The following is a 20393-nucleotide window of genomic DNA, read 5'->3' on the forward strand; positions in this document are numbered from 1 at the left end:
TTCCATCGGCCAGACCGATAAAAGTGCTGAAGCTGCCGTGTTAAGCGCGCTTTTGTTGCTGGCTGGCCGGCAAGTGACCTTCTGCCTGCAAGTCGACGATGGTGCGCTCGATGGCCTGGCGCAAGGTGCGGACTATGGTGTCAACCTGCTCTTTGGTGATGGTCAGCGGGGGCGACATCACATTCAGGTGCACTATGGGCCGGACAATAAGCCCCAAGGCTTCGGCATGATCCGAGATGCGTTTACCTATATCCAGCTCTTCCGGGAACAAGGCTTTGCTGACTTTATCACGCACATTCTCGACGCAGACCATCAGTTGCATCCCCCGTACCTGGCCAACGATGGGTAAATCTTCCAGCGTTCTCATTTGCTGCTGAAAATAGGGGCCTATCTGCTGTACCCGCTGCAGCAATTGTTCGCGCTCAATGATGTCAATGTTTTTCAGCGCAGCAGCGCAAGCAATCGGGTGGCCGGAGTAGGTAAAGCCATGCGCAAAGCAGCGGCCATGACCGGGTTCGCTGATCACCTGATGGATGCGATCCGAGTAAATGCAGGCCCCCAGTGGCTGATAGCCGGAGGTCAGGCCTTTGGCGGTGGTAATGATATCCGGTTTGATGCCAAACCGATCCCAGGAGGCAAACCAGTGGCCGAGCCGGCCGAAAGACGTGACCACTTCATCCGATACATACAGAATGTCGTATTTTTTGCAAAGGGCCCAGCTGGCCTGATGGTACCCCTCGGGCGGCACGATAACGCCACCGGCACCCAAAATGGGTTCGGCAAAAAAAGCGGCCACCCGATCGGGCCCAATGGTTAAGATGGTGCTTTCCATTTCATCCAGCAGTTGCTGAAGGTACTCGGCTTCACTCAGCCCGGCAGGGGCGCGGTAATAATTGGGGCAAGACAGGTGGTGAATAAAGTCCGTGATAAAATCAAACTCAGGTGGATGATCACCGGCTTTACCGCCTATCGACATCGACAGATAAGTACTGCCGTGGTAAGAATTTTTGCGCGATAAAATATGCTTTTTCTCTGGCTTGCCCCGGCAGTTCTGGTAGTACTGGATCAGGCGGTAGGCGCTGTCCACTGCGGTGGAGCCGCCACAGGTAAAAATGACATGATTCAGATCGCCCGGTGCCAGCCCAGCCAGTTTGGCGGCCAATTGCGTGGCCGGAATATTGGTCATATCGACAAAGGGATTGGCAAATGCCATGGTGCGGCATTGCTCGGCGATGGCATCGGCCATTTCGCTGCGGCCGAGGCCAATGTTGGTGCACCAAAGGCCACCGACGGCATCGAGATAACGTTTGCCATGGCTGTCGGTAATGTAGCACCCTTCGGCGCTGGCAATCGGCAAGGCGCCTTGCTCGGCAAAAACATCGAATACAGTCCAGGGGTGGGTGAAGTGCTGTTTATCCAACTCAACCAGTTGGTCGGTGCTGGTGGCAGCGTTGTGCAACGTCATGGCAGTTTCCTGTAGCGGTTTGCCCGGATAGGGCCTTGGCTAAGTTATAACCAAGGCGGCCTGGCAACAGCATTCCCTGTACAGGCAAGGTGGCGCGTGAAGCGCCCCCCTGAATGGGGGTTATTGCTTACTAAATTCGATGCCGTGTTCGGTCAGCCGGTCCAGCAGCCATTGCAGCCCCTGACCAACCGGGCCTTCACTTTTCCAGATCATATCGACGCAATGCGGAAAAGACACCGCCTGATGGCTGGTGGGCAGTTTGATCAACGCACCGCTTTGCAGTTGCGGTTTGATCAAGTTCAGCGGCAGCTCGGCCCAGCCAAAGCCTTGCTGTACTGCCTGGATCAGCAGGGTGGAGCTGTTGGTGAACCAGATGTTGGTGGATAAGTCCGAGTCGAAGCGGCGAAAACCACTACTTGGATCGGTAATACGCAGGTGGCGGTACTGCGATAAATCGTAGGGGGTTACGGAGGACAGTTGTGCCAATGGGTGGCTGCTGCTGACCACAGTGCCATAGTGCACATGGGAAATGCCCCGAAAAGCGCACTCTTCCGGGTAGTCGTCCTGGCTGATGGCAATGGCCAGATCCACCTCGCCGTTTTGGATCAACTGGTAGCCCTGATGGTGGCTGGCTTTTAACAGCATCAGGGCGGTATTGGGAAACTGCTCTTTAAACTCACTGACCACCGCCAGGATCATCTCTACCGGCAACGCCATATCGTCAAAAGCCAGCGCAATTTCGGTTTCCACATCCTGATTCAGATTCTGAATGCGGTGCATCAGGTTGTTGTAGCTTTTTAGCACCGACTTAATGTCGTTCAACAGTGCCAGGCCTTCAGCCGTCAGTGGTGGTGTGCGTTTGCTGCGGTCAAACACCTCAAAACCGACATCAATTTCCAGGTTGCTGATAAGACCACTGATGGAGGATTGGGCTTTACCCAGTTTGCGTGCGGCAGCCGAGAAGCTGCCGGTCTCAACCGTGGTTAAAAATGCCTGGAGTTGTTCAAATGAAAGTTGCATACCGCTAACCTCAAACTATCGCTTAAACCTATAGAAACTAACTGTACAGGGAATGTTGAACTGGTTAATCCTGACCATCGGCGAGCAAGAATTCATCAATGTAGCAGGATTTATTTGCTTGTACATTAAAACAATAGCCGGGCAACAGGAAGGAAATTCAGCATGTTACCATTTAAAAAACGAGAACTTAGCTTATGGATATCAGCCATGCTGGTGTCCGGGGCCGTAATTGCCACCGAAGCGGAGCAAGGCGAAGACGCGCAAAAAAAAGCACAGTCGATTGAGCGGATCACCGTAACCGGCACAGGCCGGCCCAAGATGGCATCGGAAATTCCGATGAATATCACGGCGATGACCGAGGCTGAACTGCGGGAAAACAACATCGCTAGTTTAAAGGATTTGATTGCCGACAGTGTGGAAATTCATGCACCGGATAACAGCGCCCGCTTTGCCGACTCGGTCTCGGTGCGTGGTCTGAATGTTGCCGGGGTCAACGCCAATAATCTGCAGCAGTTTATCCGCACGACCATGGCGTATTATCTGGATGCCACGCCCTTGCCGAACATCAATTACCGCATCAAAGATGTGGCCCGGGTTGAACAGCTGATTGGCCCACAAGGTACTCTGTATGGTGCAGGCAGTTTAGGGGGCACCATCCGCTACATCACCAATGAACCGGTGCTGGAAGAGTTTCAGTTCGATTTTAATACCAACTTCTATCAGACCAAAGGCGGTGGCATCAGCAACGATACCGATGTGGTGTTTAATATTCCGATGGGGGAGCGTTTCGCCGCCCGCTTATCGCTGGCCCGGTTGGATGAAAAAGGCTTTACCGATCGCCAGGTGAATCCAAGTTGGGTAGCACCTGGCGAAGGTTTCCCGGGTAATCCCAACCCGAATCAAACCCTGTACAAACGGGATGACTGGCAGGAAGTGACCGGTGGCCGTTTAACCCTGCTTTGGCAGGTGAGCGATGATTTACGGCTGAAATACAGCCGTACCCAGCAGGACCAGTTGGCGCATGGTACCCGAGGTGCCAGCCGGTTGCCGGTAGATCGAGCCTGTGAGGGGATCGACGATTGTACCTTTACCTCCTTTGATACCCCTTTTCAGTACAATGATCGTACTGTGGTGTCGCGCTTCGAAGAGTTTGCCGATCGTGACCTGAAAATGGACTCATTCGATATCGATTGGGATTTAGGCTTTGCCACCCTGACCAGCAGTACCGCCAATTACCGCGACAGCAGTGTTGGCCAGGCCGATTACGCCGGTGCAGGCAACAGTTTTTATGGCTGGGTTCCGGGCCTGGCGCTGGCCGATGGCAACGACTCGGCCTACATGACCTTTGATAACAGCTACCGCGGCATCAGCCACGAAAGCCGTTTAACTTCCAGCATTGAGGGGCCCTGGAGCTGGATTGTTGGGGTTTACCACACCAACCAGCGTCGCAACTACAAGTTTTCTGAGTGGTTTGAGCGGTTGGATGAAATCGCCAGTCAGGTTGGTTGGCTGGGTTTTGACAGGGCAACCGCCGGTGGCAATGTCGGTGAGGGCTACCGCGAAGATTTGGGTAGCAAGTACAAAGAGACCGCTTTTTTTGGTGAAGTGGGTTACGACATCACGGAAAAATGGAATGTGACGGTGGGTGCCCGGGTGTTTAACTACACCGATATTGGCTCTGGTTTTATCCGTGACTATCTGGGCCCAACCGACTCGGACCGCGATTTTAAAGGCAGTGGCAGCGGTGAGAGTTTCTTTAAATTCAATACCGCTTACTTCTTTAGCGATGAAATCCTGGGGTATTTTACCTACTCGCAGGGTTTTCGCCGTGGTGGGACCAACTCGTTTCGTGAAGACAACGGCCGGCCGGTGGCGGAAGATGCCCAGTTTTATGAACCGGACTCGACCGACAACTACGAGCTGGGGGTAAAAGGCTTTTTGGCCGATGGCTTCTTTGTGCAGGCCAATGTTTATCAAATCCAATGGAACAATGTGCAGACTTACTTCTCGCAAACCATTGAAGACTTTTTCCCGGTCAATGGCACCACCAATGGGCCGGATGCCAAAACCCGCGGCGCTGAGCTGAGCATGCGCTACTATCTGACCGACAATTTGATGCTGACCTATTCTACGGCAACCACCAAAGGCACCTGGGATGAAACCGTCACCAAGTGCGTGTACGAAGAAAGTGTTGCCAACAACGAATGCCGTACCTGGATGAAAGGGGGCTCTTTAGGCGGCAACCCGAAGTGGCGGCATAACTTTGGTGTGCGTTACACCGCCGATCTGGACAATGGCATGTCACTCTGGGGCAGTGTCAATGGCCGCTATGTTGGCAAGGTACAAAACGACCGGCAGGATAACCCGGATGCAGCGACCTTTGAGTATCCGTCTTTTACCACCTTTAGCGCTAACCTTGGCCTTGGTAAAGACAACTGGGATGTGCGGCTTTGGGCAACTAATCTGACCAACAGCGATGCCATTGTATCTAACCAAAACTCTGGTATTCTGGGCCGTAGAACCATAGCGCTAACACCAAGAACCATTGGTTTAAGCTTCTCCTACAGTTATTTTTAATGGGTGAGTGGTAACCATAAAGTGAGGCTTCGGCCTCACTTTTGCATTCAGGAGGTTGTTGATGTTGTCTCTGATCTGGCGGCCCGCCGCTGCTACCGATTTTGATTTTCCCCAGTACATCGGTGTGATGCTGATTGCCATGATGGGCGCTTCGGTCACCATCTTGATGCCGTTGTTGGTGGGGGCTTTTACCGACAGTGGTTTGTTCAGCACGGCTCAGGTGGGCTTTCTGGCTTCGGCCGAGGTTGCCGGTATTTTGATGTCCAGTGCTTCGGCTTTGTTCTGGGTGCGCCGTATTCAATGGTTGCGCTTTGTGCAGTTCAGTCTGGCTGTTTTTATCGGCTGCAACCTGCTGACCAGCTGGGTGAGCAGCTTTGAGCTGGTACTGGTCCTGCGCTTCAGTGCTGGTCTTGCTTGTGGCGTGTCCTATGCCATCGCGCTGGCAGCGCTGGGTGATCAAAGCCGGGTGGATAAAACCTTTGCTGTGATGGTGACCATCCAGGTGTTTTTTGGCACCTTAGGCTTTGCCTTGCTGCCTTACGTGATTGCGCCTTTTGGTTATACCGGTATTTATCAGTGCTTTAATTTATTTCTGTTGTTGGCTTTGCTGCTCAGCTTTATCAGCTTTCCGGTCAATCAGAAACCACAAACCGCTTTTCGTCTTGACTTGCAAGGCCGCTGGCTGGCGGCAGCTCTGGTGTTCGCCGGTACCATTGCTTATTACTTTGCCCAGGGCACCGTCTGGGCCTACCTGGAGCGTATTGGGGTGCATGCTGGCTTAACGGTGGCGGAAGTGGGCGCTATTCTTGGAGCTGGCTTTGCCATCAGCGCCATCGGCTCCATGCTATCCAGCTGGTTTGTTGCCCGTATTGGCCGCAATGCCTCCTTGCTGATCACGGCCGCAGTACAGCTGCCATGCCTGGCCGCCTTGTATTGGATGAGCGAGGGCCATGCCTGGGCTATTTATGCGGTAGCCACCATTGTCTACCAGGTGTTCTGGAGCTTTATCGTGCCCATTATGATGGCAATTTTTAATGATGTGGATAAAAGCGGCCGCTTGATCGTGTTTTGCGTCACGGCCTTTAAAATTGGTCTGGTGTTGGGGCCACCGGCTGCAGCTCTCACTATTCGCCTGACCAGTATCCATGAGGTGCTTTGGTTAGGTGCTGTGGCTATCGCAGTCAGTGTGGTTTGTTTAATGGCATCCAATCGATTGTTGCAGCGCTAAGTTGCTTTGTTGTCATCAATAACATCGGATGATGACCTTACCAAAAAAGCCGGGTTGCCCCGGCTTTTTTGTGCTTCAGTAGTTATTGAAAGGTGTGCAACCAGAGATCATTGCCAGTGCCATTGTCATTGATGGCATATTCAAACGCTGCTTTTGGGTAACGAACGCCCTTGCCAGATTTGCTGGTATCGTAGCTGCCCCATTTTTGCAGGTTCCAGACTCCAAAGGGATCGTTGACCGTGTAATGACTGCCATCAAACCCGGTTACCACCAGAATATGGCCTGGAGAGGTGAACCAGCCATGCACTATGGTGGGGATACCGGCACTGGCCAATTGCTGCAACTGCGCAATGGTGCCGTTGGTGGTGCCATGATTGCGCAAGGGGTTGCCTTGTTCCTGCGCTATGGTGTTAAAACCCCAAACCAGAGCGGGCACGGTTTGCAGCAAGCCGAAACGATTGTACAAATAATCCGGTGTGCGCTGGCCCAGTGCGTTGGGATCGGTCAGGCCGAAATAGTCGGTGACCATTGCCAGCGAGGTCACGCTGCAGGCACTGTAAGGCTGGGACTGGTTTAATTTTTGATCCCAGTAAGGCACTTGTGCCGGTTGCGGTGGGGCTGGCGGTGGTGTGCTGCCTTCCAGGTAGGCGGTCATGTCGTTGTTGCCTGCCGAACAACGAACATTGCCGTCAAATTGCTCACGGTGCCAGTTCACTTGTTGCCAGTCTTGCCAGACACTTTGTGGAATGGAGCCACCCGGTACCCGCCAAACGGAGGCGTTGGGCCCAGCCACGTTCATAAAGGTATTCAGCTGCGAAGGCGTGATATCGCCATACTCGGTAGACACAATATGCCAGATCGGTTTGGTGGCCCCCATAGCCCGGTATTCGCAGTTGCCTTCTTCAATCCAGTATTTGGCATTGGCCATGTAAGCGCCACCCCAGACTTCCAGATAGGTTTGCGGCATATGGGCATCGACGTACTGATCGATAATATCGACCCGCATGCCATGGTCAGAAGGGTTGCCCCAGGTCGTCGCGGCCAATGGGAAATTGGCGTTGGCATGGCCGTCGGCTACCGCCTGGTTACGAGCGCTGTGAAACGCCTGAAACAATTGGTGCAGCTCGGTGGTTTTGTGGTTGAACTCGACTTCGACATCGGTAATAAAACCAACATAGCCATACTGGGCAGCCAGGTAGAGTGCATTGGCCTGAGCGGCATAGTTGCCCGGGTAATTGTACGCCCAGGCCCAGGGTTCGATGCCTTTATCTTTGTAGATTTGGGTGGTTTGAGTGGAGCAGGCATCGGGGAATAATGAGCAACTGGCGGTATTGTCAGCGATTTTAATAAACACCCGTTTTACGCCAAGTGCCGCCAGCTCGTTAGCCAGTTGTTGATGGCTTTTATTTAAGCCTGCTTCATCAATGTACCACAGCCAGGCGCCAAACTGATTGCTCAAAGGCGCTGGGCTACCCGGTAAGCTGGTGCTTTTTACCCAGTTGTAAAAACTGGCCGACCAGCGGGTGGTGTAGCAGGCGGTGCCGCCATTTAAATACTCGCAGGTAGCGACTTCATCGGCGGTGAAATTACCATACACATTGTTTGGGGCATCGCTCAGGCTTTCAAAACAATGGCCGCCGTAACTGGGCGAGCGGACAGAGCCAATTGGGCAGTCGTTAGTGCCACGAATTGCTGTGGCAAAAGGTTTCGCCCAGCGCAGTACGTTAATGGTATGACTACCCACTGAGTAGGGTTCTGGCGTGGTGCAGGCACTGCCACCACCGTAAGCGATGCAGTTATCCACCATGGCTTTGGTGAAGGGGCCATACAGGTTGTCATCATCGGCACAAAAGCTCAGTTGATGGTCGAATTCAGTGTTATCGGGGCAGGCTGCAAAGGCTGCAGATGAAAATCCCAGTACACCAAGCAAGAGTAAAGTGTTTAAACGCATTGGTTATCTCCGGTGTGATTTTTTGTTGTCCTGGAGTGCACTACGAAAGGATCCGTCGCTTTCAGCGAGCGGCAAACGGTTGGGTTGCCAGTCCTGACTATAAAATAGGGATAGATAATGAAAAAAATGATAGCCATCGGTTATGGCGATGAAACGAAAAAAGCTCATCCTTGAGCGGAATGTCAATCAGGAACACCAGTGCCAGTTGCTTTGGATCCTGTGCTGTCGAGGTGGGAGAGACGCCAAACAGCAGCAAGTGCAGACTGACGGAAGCAGCTTAGCCGCTTTAACCGATGAATAAAAAATAGTCACCATCGGCTCAGGCGATAAAAAAGGCCAGCAGAGGCTGGCCTTGAAGAGAGCGTTTGTGAATGAACATTAATTCCTGGGTTCAAACTCAAACGGCTGACGTGGCCGTTCTCGCAGGCCAATTTCGTTCATACTTTCAGCATCAAACAAGCGGCCATTGACCATGGTGTAGCGCACCCGATCACTGACGCGGATGTTTTCCAATGGGTTGCCATCAATCACGATCAAATCGGCAAGCTTGCCGACCTCAATGCTGCCGAGTTGATGATCCATGCCAAAGGTAATGGCCGGGTTGATGGTGGCGGTGCGCAGGGCTTCCAATGGTGTCATGCCGCCCTGGGCGAACATCCAGATCTCCCAGTGCGCGCCTAAGCCTTCGCGCTGGCCATGGGCACCGATATTGGCCAGGATGCCACGATCGGACATTTGCTTGGCGGTTTCCACCACCGCAAAGTGGTTGTAGTGATGCTCGGGCGCTTTTTCCCGCCGCATGCTGCGTGGTGCCAGCCGGTCCATCGGCACGTAACGGCTGAGCCGCGGGTGTTGCCAGACTTCGGTGGTGTCGTACCAGTAGTTTTCCCCCCAGATGCCGCCATAAGCGACGTTCAGCGTGGGGGTGTAAGCCATGCTGCTGGCTTCCCACAGTTGCAATACATCTTCGTACACCCGGGCCGAGGGCAGGGCATGCTCCAGCGTGGTGTGGCCATCGACCAGCATGGTCAGGTTGTGTTGCAGCAAGGAGCCGCCTTCCGGTACCACCATCATGCCCATCTCACGGGCAGCCTGGATCACTTGCTGGCGCTGATCACGCCGCGGCTGGTTGTAGCTTTTTACCGTGAAAGCGCCCACTTTTTGCAACCGCTCAAGGTGAAATTTGGCATCATCCAGACTGTCGATGTGCGAGGTAAAGCCAGGGATCTCTGCACCATAAATAATGGCACCGGTTGAGAAAATACGCGGCCCGGCGATGTGGCCGGCCTGCTGCATTTCACTGGCGGTAAAAATTTCCCGGGTGTTGTTGGACGGATCGTGAATGCTGGTCACCCCGAAAGTGAGACCGGCGTAGTTCAGCCAGTTTTGCTGCGGGATGATCTGATTCGCCCCCTGCGCGCCATGGGCATGCGCATCGAACAGGCCTGGCATCAGGGTTTTGCCGCTGATATCAAACACCTTGGCGCCGCGCGGAATGCTGACCGCATCGCGGCTGCCGACAGCGGCAATTTTGTTGTTGGTGATAAGCACCACTGCGTCCTGCAGCACTTCATCGCCATTCATGGTAATGACCTGGCCGCCAACAAAAGCCACGGAGCCCTGCGGGATATCGGCCGGCACACTAAAGCCCAGCGAGGTGCCATTTTCGGCGGCAAAGTCGGTTGGTTGTTGCTGATCAAACAAGCCAGCTACCGAAGTGTGGTACAGCTCAGGGCCTAAGGTCCAGTACAGGTGCTGGCTATCGGCGGTCCAGCTGATGTGCTCGCCAGCCCGCACCGACAGCTGGCGTACCGGGAACTGGCGGTCGCTGCCGCTGATGTTGATCACACTGCCGCGCTCAACAAAAGGCGTGACGAATACTTTAAAGCGATCGGTAAAAGCCAGCAGTTTGCCATTGGGCGCTACTTTAAACTCGGTGCCGTGCGCTGCGGTGTACAGCACCCGCTCTTCCTGGGTGGTTAAATCGATGCTGATCAAGGCCGGGCCACCGCGGTTGGCCATGGCGTAGACCCGGTCACTGCGCTCGCCAAACATCGGCATGCTGCCCTGACGGCTTAACAGCTGTGGCTCACCGCCGCCGACCGGTACCTGATACAAGCCGGTATGCAGCGACCACTGCCGTGGCAGAATGCTGCCAGCACCGGTCTTGCGGTACACCACGGTGCGGCCATCCGGGCTAAAGGTTGGCTCAACGTATTTGCCAGGCTCGGACACCAGCTCGGTGACGCGATTGTTGCGCAGGTTTAACAGCTTGACCCGGCCTTGCTGCTGATCGTTCCAACTGGTGTACACCAGTTGGCGGCCATCGCGGCTAAACTGCGGGTAGAATTCAAATTCGTCGTTTTGCCGGGTGAGCCGCCGTGGCCGTGGGTTGTCGATGTCGGTCAGGTATAAGTGCCCCAATGCAGAAAATACGGCCCGTTTGCCATCCGGTGACACCTGCACAAAACGCAGCATCTTCACATCGACGTCGGTTTTATCCAGATCCTGTTGTACCCGCAGCGCGGTCTGGATTTGCTTTTCGGTATCAACCTGGAAAGGGATCTGAGCCAGTTCACGGCTGCGCACATCGATTTTATGCAGCTTGCCAGCGGCCCAAAACACGATATGGCGGTTATCCGGGGTCCAGCTGAGCGTGGGGTAAACGCCATGAATGGCCCAGGTTTCCTGCATATCGCGCTCTAAACCACCGTACAGTTCAATTTGCTCACCGCTTTGGGTGTCGTACAAGAACAAGGTACTTTGAAAATCACGCCGGCTGATGTACGCCAGATAACGGCCATCATGCGATGGCGTTGGCCGGATAGCGCCACCACGGCCGCCGATAATGGTGTCTATTTCACCGGTCTCCAGCTCAAAGCGCTTGATGCTGTAGATGCCGGACTCAGAGTCCTTGCTGTAGTGAAAGGTTTGGCCCGGGGTGTCGTCTTGCGAAAAATAGACGTACTTGCCATCGGGCGAAAAGGCCGGCTCGCCGAGATCTTTTTGCTGATTGGGCCGTGCCGTCAGCATCACACCGCTGCCGCCGGTTTTATGATACAGCCAGATTTCGCCAGCACCTAACGAGCGGGTGCCGGTAAAGTGCTTACGACCGACCAGAAACTCGCCGTCCGGGCTCCAGGCCGGGCTGTTCAGTAAACGGAAGCTCTCGTTGGTCACCTGCTGGGCATTGCTGCCATCCAGATCCATGATCCAGAGGTTGTCGCCACCGCCCTGATCGCTGGTAAAGGCAATTTGTTTGCCATCGGGGCTAAAACGCGGCTGCATATTCCATGCAATGTCGTTGGTCAGTGCTGTGGCGGTACCGCCGCTGATCGGCATGGTGTAAATATCGCCCAGCAAATCAAACACCAGGGTGTTGCCATCCGGGCTGACATCGACATTCATCCAGGTCCCCTGGCTGGTGGAAATGCTAACGGTTTCAAACTCGCCCATTGGCTGATTGACTTGCCAGCCTTTGGTTTCGTTTGCATCGTTTGCGGTGTTATTTGCTTCTTCAGCCAGCAGCGGCGCACTACCGAGCAGCGCACTGACGGCCAGCGCCAGCAGAGTTTTAGAGGTGGTCATAACAGGTTCCTGAGTTGGTTGTGCTGTTTTATTGTGGTTATAAGGCAACCATGCCACAAAATCTGCAGCAGGTTAAGCTGCTAGCAAGAGAAATAGGACTAACGCGATGGATTTGGCGATTACTGCCGGCTTGTGAGTAAACAGTCGTGATGCATGAGCATCTTTTGTAATAATAATTGAATTTTTGCTATGGGGTAGTTAAGGTTGTCGTCTTGAATGATAGCTGAGTGAATCAATATTTCGGCATAAAGGGTGGCTTTCCTTCATGATAAACGGCCAAGTATCTGCAGGGTAAGCAAAAAATTAATAAACGCGAAATAGGTAAAAAGGAGAAACTGTGGGGATTAATGTTGAAGCAGTATCGATGATATTAATTATATTATTTATTATCATATTTATAATGCCAGCGATTTTAGCGTGGTTGTGGAATTGGACAATGCCAGAAGTCTTTAGACTAAAAGAAATTACCTACTGGCAGTCATTTCGATTAATTATTATCAGTGCGATTTTGTTCAGCCCGGGAATTTTTAATTTTTCTGGGTAAATAGTTAGAAAGCGTGTTGAATCAACGCGCTTTCTTTTTTACCCATGCCGCTTTTTTACTCATGCCGCAGCGCATCAATCGGCTGTAGCTTAGAGGCTTTGCGGGCCGGGTAGTAGCCAAAGAAAATGCCAATCAGTGCCGAGAAGCCGATGCTCAGCAGTACCACCTCCGGTTGAATAATGGCGGTGAAACCAGCGAATTTCTCCAGGCTGCGGGTCACTAGTACCGCAATGCTCAGCCCCAGAGTGCCGCCTAAACTGCACAGCAGCATGGCCTCGATGAGAAACTGCCGCATAATATCGCCGGGCTCAGCGCCCACCGCCATTCGCAGGCCGATTTCACGCGTGCGCTCGGTGACCGACACCAGCATAATATTCATAATGCCAATCCCCCCCACCAGCAAGGACACCGAGGCCACGGCAGCCAGCAGGCCGTTAAAAATTTGCATGGTGCGGGCACGGGTTTCCACCATTTCCGATAAGTTGCGGATCTGAAAAGGCGCATCGCTGCCGGTGGTGCGCATCCGCTGGCGCAGCAAGGCTTCCATCTCTTGCTCTACCAATGCCATATCGCGCTCATCGGCAACTTGCACAATTAATGATCGTACAGCCCGTGGGCTGGCTAAGGTCATACCGGCAATGCGTTTACGCACCGTATCCAGCGGCATAAAAATTAAGTCATCCTGATCGTTGCCCTGAGTATTCTGACCCTTGGCATCCAATACCCCAATCACCGTAACCGGCGTACGATCAACCCGGATGGTCTGGCCAATCGGATCGGAAGCACCGAACAGCTCACGCTGGACAGTGGCACCGATAATAGCCACCCGGCCAGCACTGCTGAGCTCAGCAGCTGAAAACTCACGGCCTTGCGCCAGTTGCCAGTTTTGCGCCGGGAAAATACGGTTATCGACGCCACGCACGCTCGGCGCCCAGTTCATGTTGCCGTAAATCACCTGGGCATTGGCCCAGATGGTCGGCGCTGCCACACTGACCTGAGGAATTTGCTGCTCAATGGCCTCGGCATCCATTTCGGTTAAGGTTTGCACCGAACCGCTGGCACCACGGGCCCCCGAGCTGGCACGCCCGCGGGCAAACACCACAAACACATTGCCGCCCAGGTTCTTAATTTGCTGATCGACCTCGTGCTGAGCACCAGCCCCTAACGCCAGCATAATAATCACCGCGGCCACACCAATAATAATGCCCAGCATGGTCAGGATACTGCGCATTAAATTGACCTGCAGGGCCACCCAGGCCACCTTGCATAGCATCCACCATTTCATGCCAGCCCCTCCTGTTGTTTCTGTGCCCGGTAGCGGGCTAAATGCTCGCTGGCAGACTCGGCTTTTACCCGTTTGTCACTTTGCAAACGGCCATCGCGGAAAATCAGTTGCCGGCTGGCAAAAGCAGCCACCTCTGGCTCATGGGTGACCAGCACAATGGTTTTTCCTTCCTGATTCAGTTGTTGAAACAACTGCATGATTTCCAGGCCGGTTTCGGTATCCAGAGCGCCGGTGGGCTCATCGGCCAGCACCACAGCGGGCTGATTGACCAAAGCACGGGCAATGGCGACCCGTTGCTGCTGACCACCGGAGAGCTGGGACGGGTGATGGTCCATCCGCTCGGCCAGGCCAACCCGGCGCAGACACTCAGTGGCAAAATCCTGATTGCCATCGTGATCCTTGCGGTACAACAGCGGCAACAGTACGTTATCCAGCGCTGTAGTGCGGGGCAGCAGATTAAACTGCTGAAAGACAAAACCGATGTAGCGGTTGCGAATACGGGCCAGCTCGGCGGCGGATAAATGGGTGACGTTTTCACCCTGAATGCGGATTTCCCCGGAGCTGGGCGAGTCCAGGCAGCCCAGCATATTCATAAAGGTCGATTTGCCTGAACCCGACGGGCCCATTACGGCAATAAACTCGCCTTGCTGAATTTGCACATCCACCCCTGCCAGTGCCTGCACTTGCTGCGAGCCCATGCGGTAGGTTTTGGTTAGCCCCAGGCTTTCAATGACCGGCTGGCTCATCGCTCTGTCCTCACCGCCCGCACGATGACCTGTTCTTGTTCGCTGAGTTCGCCGGAAAGCAGCTCGGTAAACTCATCGTTGGCAAGGCCCACCCGCACCCGGCGCAGTTCAGGCTCCTGGCGGGCATTTAGCACCCAAACCTCGGCCATGCGGCCTTGTTCACCGCGGCCCTGCGTTTGCTGGCGTTGCTCGGCCATCAGGCTCTGATAACGGCTGAATTCTTCCTCACTCAGCACCAGTCGCAGTTCATTGGTCAGCGCTTGGCGGGCCTGTTGAAACGCCTGGCGAGGGTTACTCATCGGGTTGTTGCTTTGCTGGCTACGAAGTTGCTGCAGGTTCTGATTAAACTCTTGCAGCATGCGCCGTACCTGGCGTTCTTTATCGGCCGGTAAATCCAGTTGACGCAGCAGCTCGGCAGTGCGATCAGCCGGCTGCTGGCCGCTTTGCTGCGCACCCGCCGGGCGAAAACGCAGCGCAGCATTCGGAATGCGCAGTACATCCTGCTGCTGACCAATGATAAAGTTTAAGTTTGCCGTCATCCCCGGCAGCAACAACTGCTGGCGGTTGGGTGCATCAATAATCACTTTGTAGGTCACCACATTGGCGACATTGGTGGCGGCTTTACGTACCTGCGATACTACGCCCTGGAACTGCCGGTCCGGGTGGGCATCGACCTGAAAGCGCACCTGCTGGCCGGCTTCGATTTTGCCGATATCGGCTTCATCGACATCGGCTTCGATTTGCATCTGCGACAAATCCTGCGCAATGGTAAAGAGGGTGGGAGCCGATAAACTGGCGGCCACGGTTTGACCAACATCCACCTGACGGTCAATCACAGTGCCATTGACCGGTGAACGGATTTGAGTGCGATCCAAATCCAGTTGGTGTTGCTCCAGTTGCGCCTGGCGCTGTGTCAGCTGGGCTTTGGCGCTTTGCAGCTGAGCCTGGCTGACTAAGATTTGCGCTTTGGCCACTTCATAATTGGCCAGTGCATTGTCCACCTCGGTTTGGTTGGTCAGATTCTGCTGCATCAGCTGCAACTGGCGCTGATAAGCCCGCTCCAGTCGCACTAGTTCAGCCTCGGCTTTTACCAGATTGGCTTCTTGCTGAATGACATTGGCTTCGCTCATTTGAATATCGGCTTCGGCCTGGCGAACCCGGGCCTGAAAGCTACGGTCATCCAACCGGGCGATCAGCTGCCCTTGCTCGACATCGGCGTTAAAATCAGCGTAAATTGCGGTAATGAGGCCGGATACTTCCGAGCCCACTTCCACCGTGACCACGGCCCGGGTAGTGCCTGCGGTATTGACCACACTTTCGATATCCCCACGGCTTAGTGCCTGAGTTTGATAGACTAATCGCTCACTGGAGGACGATGGCCACCATAAGAAAACAACAACAGCGACTACCACAGCCGCACTGATCCAATAGCGCACAGACTTCTCCTCATTCCAATCACTTGGTTATATGCAGACTATAGAAAGCTTTGCTTTTTGCGCCAATACCATACAGCGTAAAGGTTGTGTAAAGCTGTGTGCTTTACCCTGAAAAATGATCGCTTGGTCGCATACTAAGGTACTATGATTACAGAGTGGTAGATTGAAAGAGGTTGCTGATGAGCAAAAGTGCATGGTTGTTTGGTGGGCTGATGTTGGGGGTAAGTCTGGCATCGGTTCAAGCTGAGCCGCTGGCCAGGGACTATCATCCTGAACGGTTGATCATAACCTTTACCACCAGTACAGCGGGCAACGAGCGTTTGCAAGCCCAATCAATTCAGGCGGAATTAACCGAGCCGTTGCAGCAGCAACTTCAGCAAGCCAGGCGTTTTAGCCAATTTACAGAAAAAGCCGTGGTGCGTCGTCCGGCAGGTATCAGCCTGCAACAAGCTAAAGCAGAACTGCAGGCCATGCCGGACGTTCGCTCGGTCGAGCTGGATTACAAAGTACGCAAGACCCAGCTGCCGAATGATCCCCGTTATTCCCAACAATGGTATTTGCAGGCATTGCCAGGTATTCAGGCGGAGCAGGCCTGGTCAGAAACTACCGGCAATCAACAATTAGTGGTGGCGGTGATTGATACGGGGGTCGATTACAATCATCCTGATCTGGCCGCAAATATTTGGCAGAACCCGCTCGAGCAAGTCAATGGTCAGGATGACAGTGGTAATGGTTACATTGACGATATCCGCGGCATAGATACCGCTAACGATACCTCGGATCCAATGGATGATGATGGCCATGGCACGCTGATCGCCGGCATTATTGCGGCAGCAGGCAACAACAACAGAGGCATCGCCGGGGTCAACTGGCAGCTGCAGATTTTGCCGTGCAAATTCCTGGATGACTTAGGAGAGGGTTTTACCAGCGATGCCATCGAGTGCCTGGATTATATTCTCGATTTAAAAGTGAATCATGGCATTCCGATCGTTGCCACCAACAACTCCTGGGGCTCGCCAAGTTTTTCAGAAGCCCTGTATCAGGCGGTGCAGCGACACCATGATGCTGGTATCTTGTTTGTCGCCAGTGCCGGCAACAGCGCCAGCAGCCTGCCATTTTATCCGGCCGCTTTTGATTTGCCGAATGTGATCAGTGTGGCGGCGCATGATGAGGATGGCCAATTGGCTGACTTCAGTAACTTTGGTCGGGCTCATGTTAGTTTGTCTGCTCCTGGTGTTCGTATGGTGAGCACGCATCTGGACAATGGTTATGCCATCTCATCCGGCACTTCGATGGCGGCCCCGGTGGTCACCGGTTTGGCTGCCTTGTTAAAATCGGCCCGGCCCGAATTGGATACCCAGGCCTTGAAACATCATCTGTTGGTGGGTAGTGCTGCTGCCAGTGACAGCCGCATTGAGCGTTACACCATGACCGGCCAGCTTGCCTTGGCGGCGGATGGCAATGATGGCGCCTTTCGCTGCACCTCCCAGCAGTTGCTGCGGCGGCTCAAACCCACTACCGATATTGTGTATTTAACGGCGGATAGTTGGCTGGATATTGAGCTGCTTGGTATCAATTGCTTTGGCTCCGAGCCAGTCGCAGATATTGTGGTGATACCCACTGACGAGCGCATAGTGCTGCGTGATGACGGGAGCAACCAGGATCGCTTTGCTGGTGATGGCATTCATAGCGGGCGTTGGTGGTTTGATGGCACGCCAGCCACTCTGCAATTCCCGGATGGCGAGGTGCGGGTAGAGATGCAGCAAATGAGTTTTTGCGCCGAACAAAATGTGACCCAAGTGCCGCTCGCCAGCTGCGATGCCCTGGTGGCCTTCTTTTATCAAACCGAGGGGCCTGGCTGGTTTGAACGCAGTGGCTGGTTGCAGCACAATAGGGTGTGCGACTGGTATGGTGTCAGTTGTCAGCAGGGTGACATTACAGTGCTGGAACTGGCGCAAAATAACCTAAGCGGCCAGTTCCAGCTTGATTTTAGCGCGCTGCCAATGCTGGCTGTGCTGGATCTGGCAGGAAACAGCCTGACCGGTACCATTCCTGCCAGCATTGAAGCCGCCAGCCGCTTGCAACAGCTTGATCTGAGTAACAATGGCTTCAGTGGCGCTTTACCCGCAGCCCTCGGGCAATTGAATGCATTGCAACAGCTGGTGTTGACCGATAATTTTTTCAGTGGTGGCCTGCCTTCGGTGGTTGGCAATTTAACCAACCTGAACTGGCTGGATGTGTCGGACAATAATTTGCAGGGTACTTTGCCAGCAAGTCTTACCCAACTTAACCAATTGCAAGGCTTTAGCTATCTGGATACCCGCTTGTGTGAGCCACGCAACAGCGCTTATTACCAGTGGCTGCAAGCCATTGGCTTTTTGGACGTGAATCAGGATTGCCCGAATCAGGTTCCTGTAGTGTCTGCCGGCACCGCCCGCACGGTCAGTGCTGGCAGTCAGGTGCAATTGCAAGGCAGTGCCAGCGATGCCGATGGCGAACTATTAAGTTATCGCTGGCAGCAAATCTCAGGTCCGACTGTACAGCTTAGCAACACGGAGACTCTGCAAGCCAGCTTTATCAGCCCGGTCTCTGCTCAGACGCAAACTCTGCGTTTTCGGTTGACGGCCAGCGATTTGCGCACCAGCAGCAGCGCCGAAGTCAGCATTACCGTGCAACCCCAGGCCCGGGGCGCCGGGGCAAGCAGTAGCTCTGGTGGTGGCTTGCTCTGGCTCCTCCCTGCGTTGCTTGTGCTGATGATTGGCCGCTGCTGGCGCAATCGGGTATACTCCGCCGCCAGCTTATGAACAGATTTTCAGGATAAGGAACCGCAGTTATGACGACCAGGCACCAAGGTCCGCTCTATATTCCCTATGCCGGCCCGGCTTTGCTGGAAACGCCATTGCTCAACAAAGGCAGCGCCTTTAGTAAAGAAGAGCGCGAGGCCTTTAATCTGACTGGTTTATTGCCACCGCGCTACGAGAGCATCGAAGAGCAGGTCAAGCGCGCCTACATGCAGTATTCCAGTTTTGAGAGCACCATCAACAAGCACATTTATCTGCGGGCTATTCAGGATAAAAACGAAACACTGTTTTTCCGTCTGGTGCAGCAGCATTTGCCGGAAATGTTGCCGATTATCTACACGCCTACGGTAGGCGATGCCTGTGAAAAGTTCTCTGATATCTACCGCAGTAAGCGTGGTTTGTTTGTCTCGTATGAAGAGCGCGATCAACTGGACGCGATTTTGCGCAACGCCACCAAGCCCAAAGTAAAAGTGATTGTGGTGACGGATGGGGAACGGGTGCTGGGCCTTGGCGATCAGGGTATTGGTGGCATGGGTATCTCCATCGGTAAGTTGTCCTTGTACACCGCCTGTGGCGGCATCAGCCCGGCCTATACGCTGCCGGTGGCACTGGATGTGGGCACCAACAATGAAAAGCTACTGAACGATCCGATGTACATGGGTGCACGGCACAAACGCATTGGTCAGGCTGAGTACGATGCTTTTGTCGAAAAATTCATGCAGGCGGTGTACAAACGCTGGCCGGATGTGATGGTGCAGTTTGAAGACTTTGCTCAGCCCAACGCCATGCCGATTTTGCAGCGCTACCGCGATCGTTATTGTTGCTTTAACGACGACATTCAGGGTACCGCTGCGGTGACCGTGGGTTCCTTGCTGGCCGCAAGCCGGGCCAAGGGGCAGCGGTTGTCTGAGCAAAAAGTGGTTTTTGTCGGTGCTGGTTCTGCTGGCTGTGGTATTGCCGAGCAAGTGATTACCCAGATGATGGCCGAGGGCCTGACGGATGCAGAAGCGCGCAGCCGTATTTACATGGTTGATCGTTTTGGTTTATTAAGCGAGGGTATGGCTGATTTGCGGGACTTCCAGCAAAAGCTGGTGCAGTCCAAAGCGGCCTTAGCTGACTGGAGCTACAGTGGCGATTATCCCTCGCTGCTGGATGTGATGCACTGCGCCGAGCCTACTGTGTTGATTGGGGTGTCTGGTCAGCCGGGGCTTTTCAGTGAGCAGGTAGTGCGGGCCATGCATAAAGGCTGCAAAACACCGGTTATTTTTCCGCTGAGTAATCCTTCGCGTCAGGTAGAAGCGACCCCGGAACAAGTGATTGCCTGGACCGGTGGCGATGTGATCATCGCCACCGGCAGCCCCTTTAAGCCGGTGCAGTATCAGGGCAAAAGCTATCCGATAGCACAGTGCAATAACAGTTACATTTTCCCGGGCATTGGTTTGGGTGTGATTGCGGTAAAAGCGAAGCGCATCAGTGATGAGATGCTGATGGCCGCCAGTGAAACCCTGGGTGCAGCCTCACCACTGGCCAATACCGGTGAAGGGGAGTTGCTGCCATCGCTGACTGCTTTGGCTGAGCTTAGCAAACGTATTGCCTTTGCCGTGGGCAAAGTAGCGCAGCAACAGGGTTTGGCACTTGAAATCAGTGACAATCAGTTGCAGGATAGCATCGAGGCCAACTTCTGGCGGCCTGAATACCGCCAGTATAAACGCGTAAGCTTCTAAGACCTGAAGCAAAAAGAACCGGAGGGAC

11 protein-coding genes are annotated in these 20393 nt (G+C 54.0%); 4 read left to right on the forward strand and 7 right to left on the reverse strand.

Annotation, left to right across the window (positions count from 1 at the left end; genetic code table 11):
* Positions 1 to 40 precede the first annotated feature (40 nt).
* Both QWY20_RS02665 and QWY20_RS02670 read right to left on the reverse strand, forming a co-directional pair.
* Positions 41 to 1465 carry an aminotransferase gene (locus QWY20_RS02665; protein ID WP_330127486.1) on the reverse strand — a complete coding sequence of 475 codons (1425 nt, stop codon included), beginning with the start codon at positions 1463 to 1465 and terminating at the stop codon, positions 41 to 43.
* Positions 1466 to 1585: 120 nt separating this feature from the next.
* Positions 1586 to 2485 (reverse strand): LysR family transcriptional regulator, encoded by a 900-nt coding sequence (locus QWY20_RS02670; protein WP_330127487.1) that lies wholly within the window; start codon positions 2483 to 2485, stop codon positions 1586 to 1588.
* Positions 2486 to 2647: 162 nt separating this feature from the next.
* On the opposite strand from QWY20_RS02670, the gene QWY20_RS02675 reads away from it, so the two are divergent.
* Together QWY20_RS02675 and QWY20_RS02680 are read left to right on the forward strand one after the other, a co-directional pair.
* The gene (locus QWY20_RS02675; protein ID WP_330127488.1) at positions 2648 to 5062 is read left to right on the forward strand and encodes a TonB-dependent receptor; all 2415 of its coding nucleotides are present in this window, start codon (positions 2648 to 2650) and stop codon (positions 5060 to 5062) included.
* A 61-nt stretch (positions 5063 to 5123) separates the two neighbouring features.
* Positions 5124 to 6290, forward strand: a complete 1167-nt coding sequence (locus QWY20_RS02680) for an MFS transporter (RefSeq protein WP_330127489.1) — start codon at positions 5124 to 5126, stop codon at positions 6288 to 6290.
* 82 nt (positions 6291 to 6372) lie between these two features.
* Here QWY20_RS02680 and QWY20_RS02685 read toward each other — a convergent pair whose 3' ends face one another.
* The 5 genes from QWY20_RS02685 to QWY20_RS02705 all read right to left on the reverse strand — a co-directional run bounded on the left by QWY20_RS02685 (position 6373) and on the right by QWY20_RS02705 (position 15840).
* Positions 6373 to 8241 carry a C39 family peptidase gene (locus QWY20_RS02685; protein WP_330127491.1) on the reverse strand — a complete coding sequence of 623 codons (1869 nt, stop codon included), beginning with the start codon at positions 8239 to 8241 and terminating at the stop codon, positions 6373 to 6375.
* Positions 8242 to 8619: 378 nt separating this feature from the next.
* Complete coding sequence (locus QWY20_RS02690) at positions 8620 to 11829, reverse strand: amidohydrolase family protein (RefSeq protein ID WP_330127492.1); 3210 nt, start codon at positions 11827 to 11829, stop codon at positions 8620 to 8622.
* Between the two features lie 599 nt (positions 11830 to 12428).
* Positions 12429 to 13658 carry an ABC transporter permease gene (locus QWY20_RS02695; protein ID WP_330127493.1) on the reverse strand — a complete coding sequence of 410 codons (1230 nt, stop codon included), beginning with the start codon at positions 13656 to 13658 and terminating at the stop codon, positions 12429 to 12431.
* Positions 13655 to 14404: an ABC transporter ATP-binding protein gene (locus tag QWY20_RS02700; RefSeq protein WP_330127494.1), complete on the reverse strand. Its 750-nt coding sequence runs from the start codon at positions 14402 to 14404 to the stop codon at positions 13655 to 13657. The genes QWY20_RS02695 and QWY20_RS02700 overlap by 4 nt, the downstream gene beginning before the upstream one ends.
* A complete protein-coding gene (locus QWY20_RS02705) occupies positions 14401 to 15840 on the reverse strand; it encodes an efflux RND transporter periplasmic adaptor subunit (protein WP_330127495.1) in 1440 nt (479 codons plus the stop codon). The genes QWY20_RS02700 and QWY20_RS02705 overlap by 4 nt, the downstream gene beginning before the upstream one ends.
* Before the next feature lie 179 nt (positions 15841 to 16019).
* On the opposite strand from QWY20_RS02705, the gene QWY20_RS02710 reads away from it, so the two are divergent.
* Together QWY20_RS02710 and QWY20_RS02715 are read left to right on the forward strand one after the other, a co-directional pair.
* The gene (locus tag QWY20_RS02710) at positions 16020 to 18644 is read left to right on the forward strand and encodes a S8 family peptidase (protein ID WP_330127496.1); all 2625 of its coding nucleotides are present in this window, start codon (positions 16020 to 16022) and stop codon (positions 18642 to 18644) included.
* 29 nt (positions 18645 to 18673) lie between these two features.
* Complete coding sequence (locus tag QWY20_RS02715; RefSeq protein WP_330127497.1) at positions 18674 to 20365, forward strand: NAD-dependent malic enzyme; 1692 nt, start codon at positions 18674 to 18676, stop codon at positions 20363 to 20365.
* The last annotated feature ends 28 nt before the right edge of the window (positions 20366 to 20393 follow it).

This window comes from Alkalimonas cellulosilytica, from assembly GCF_036325985.1.
Lineage (GTDB): Bacteria > Pseudomonadota > Gammaproteobacteria > Enterobacterales > Alteromonadaceae > Alkalimonas > Alkalimonas cellulosilytica.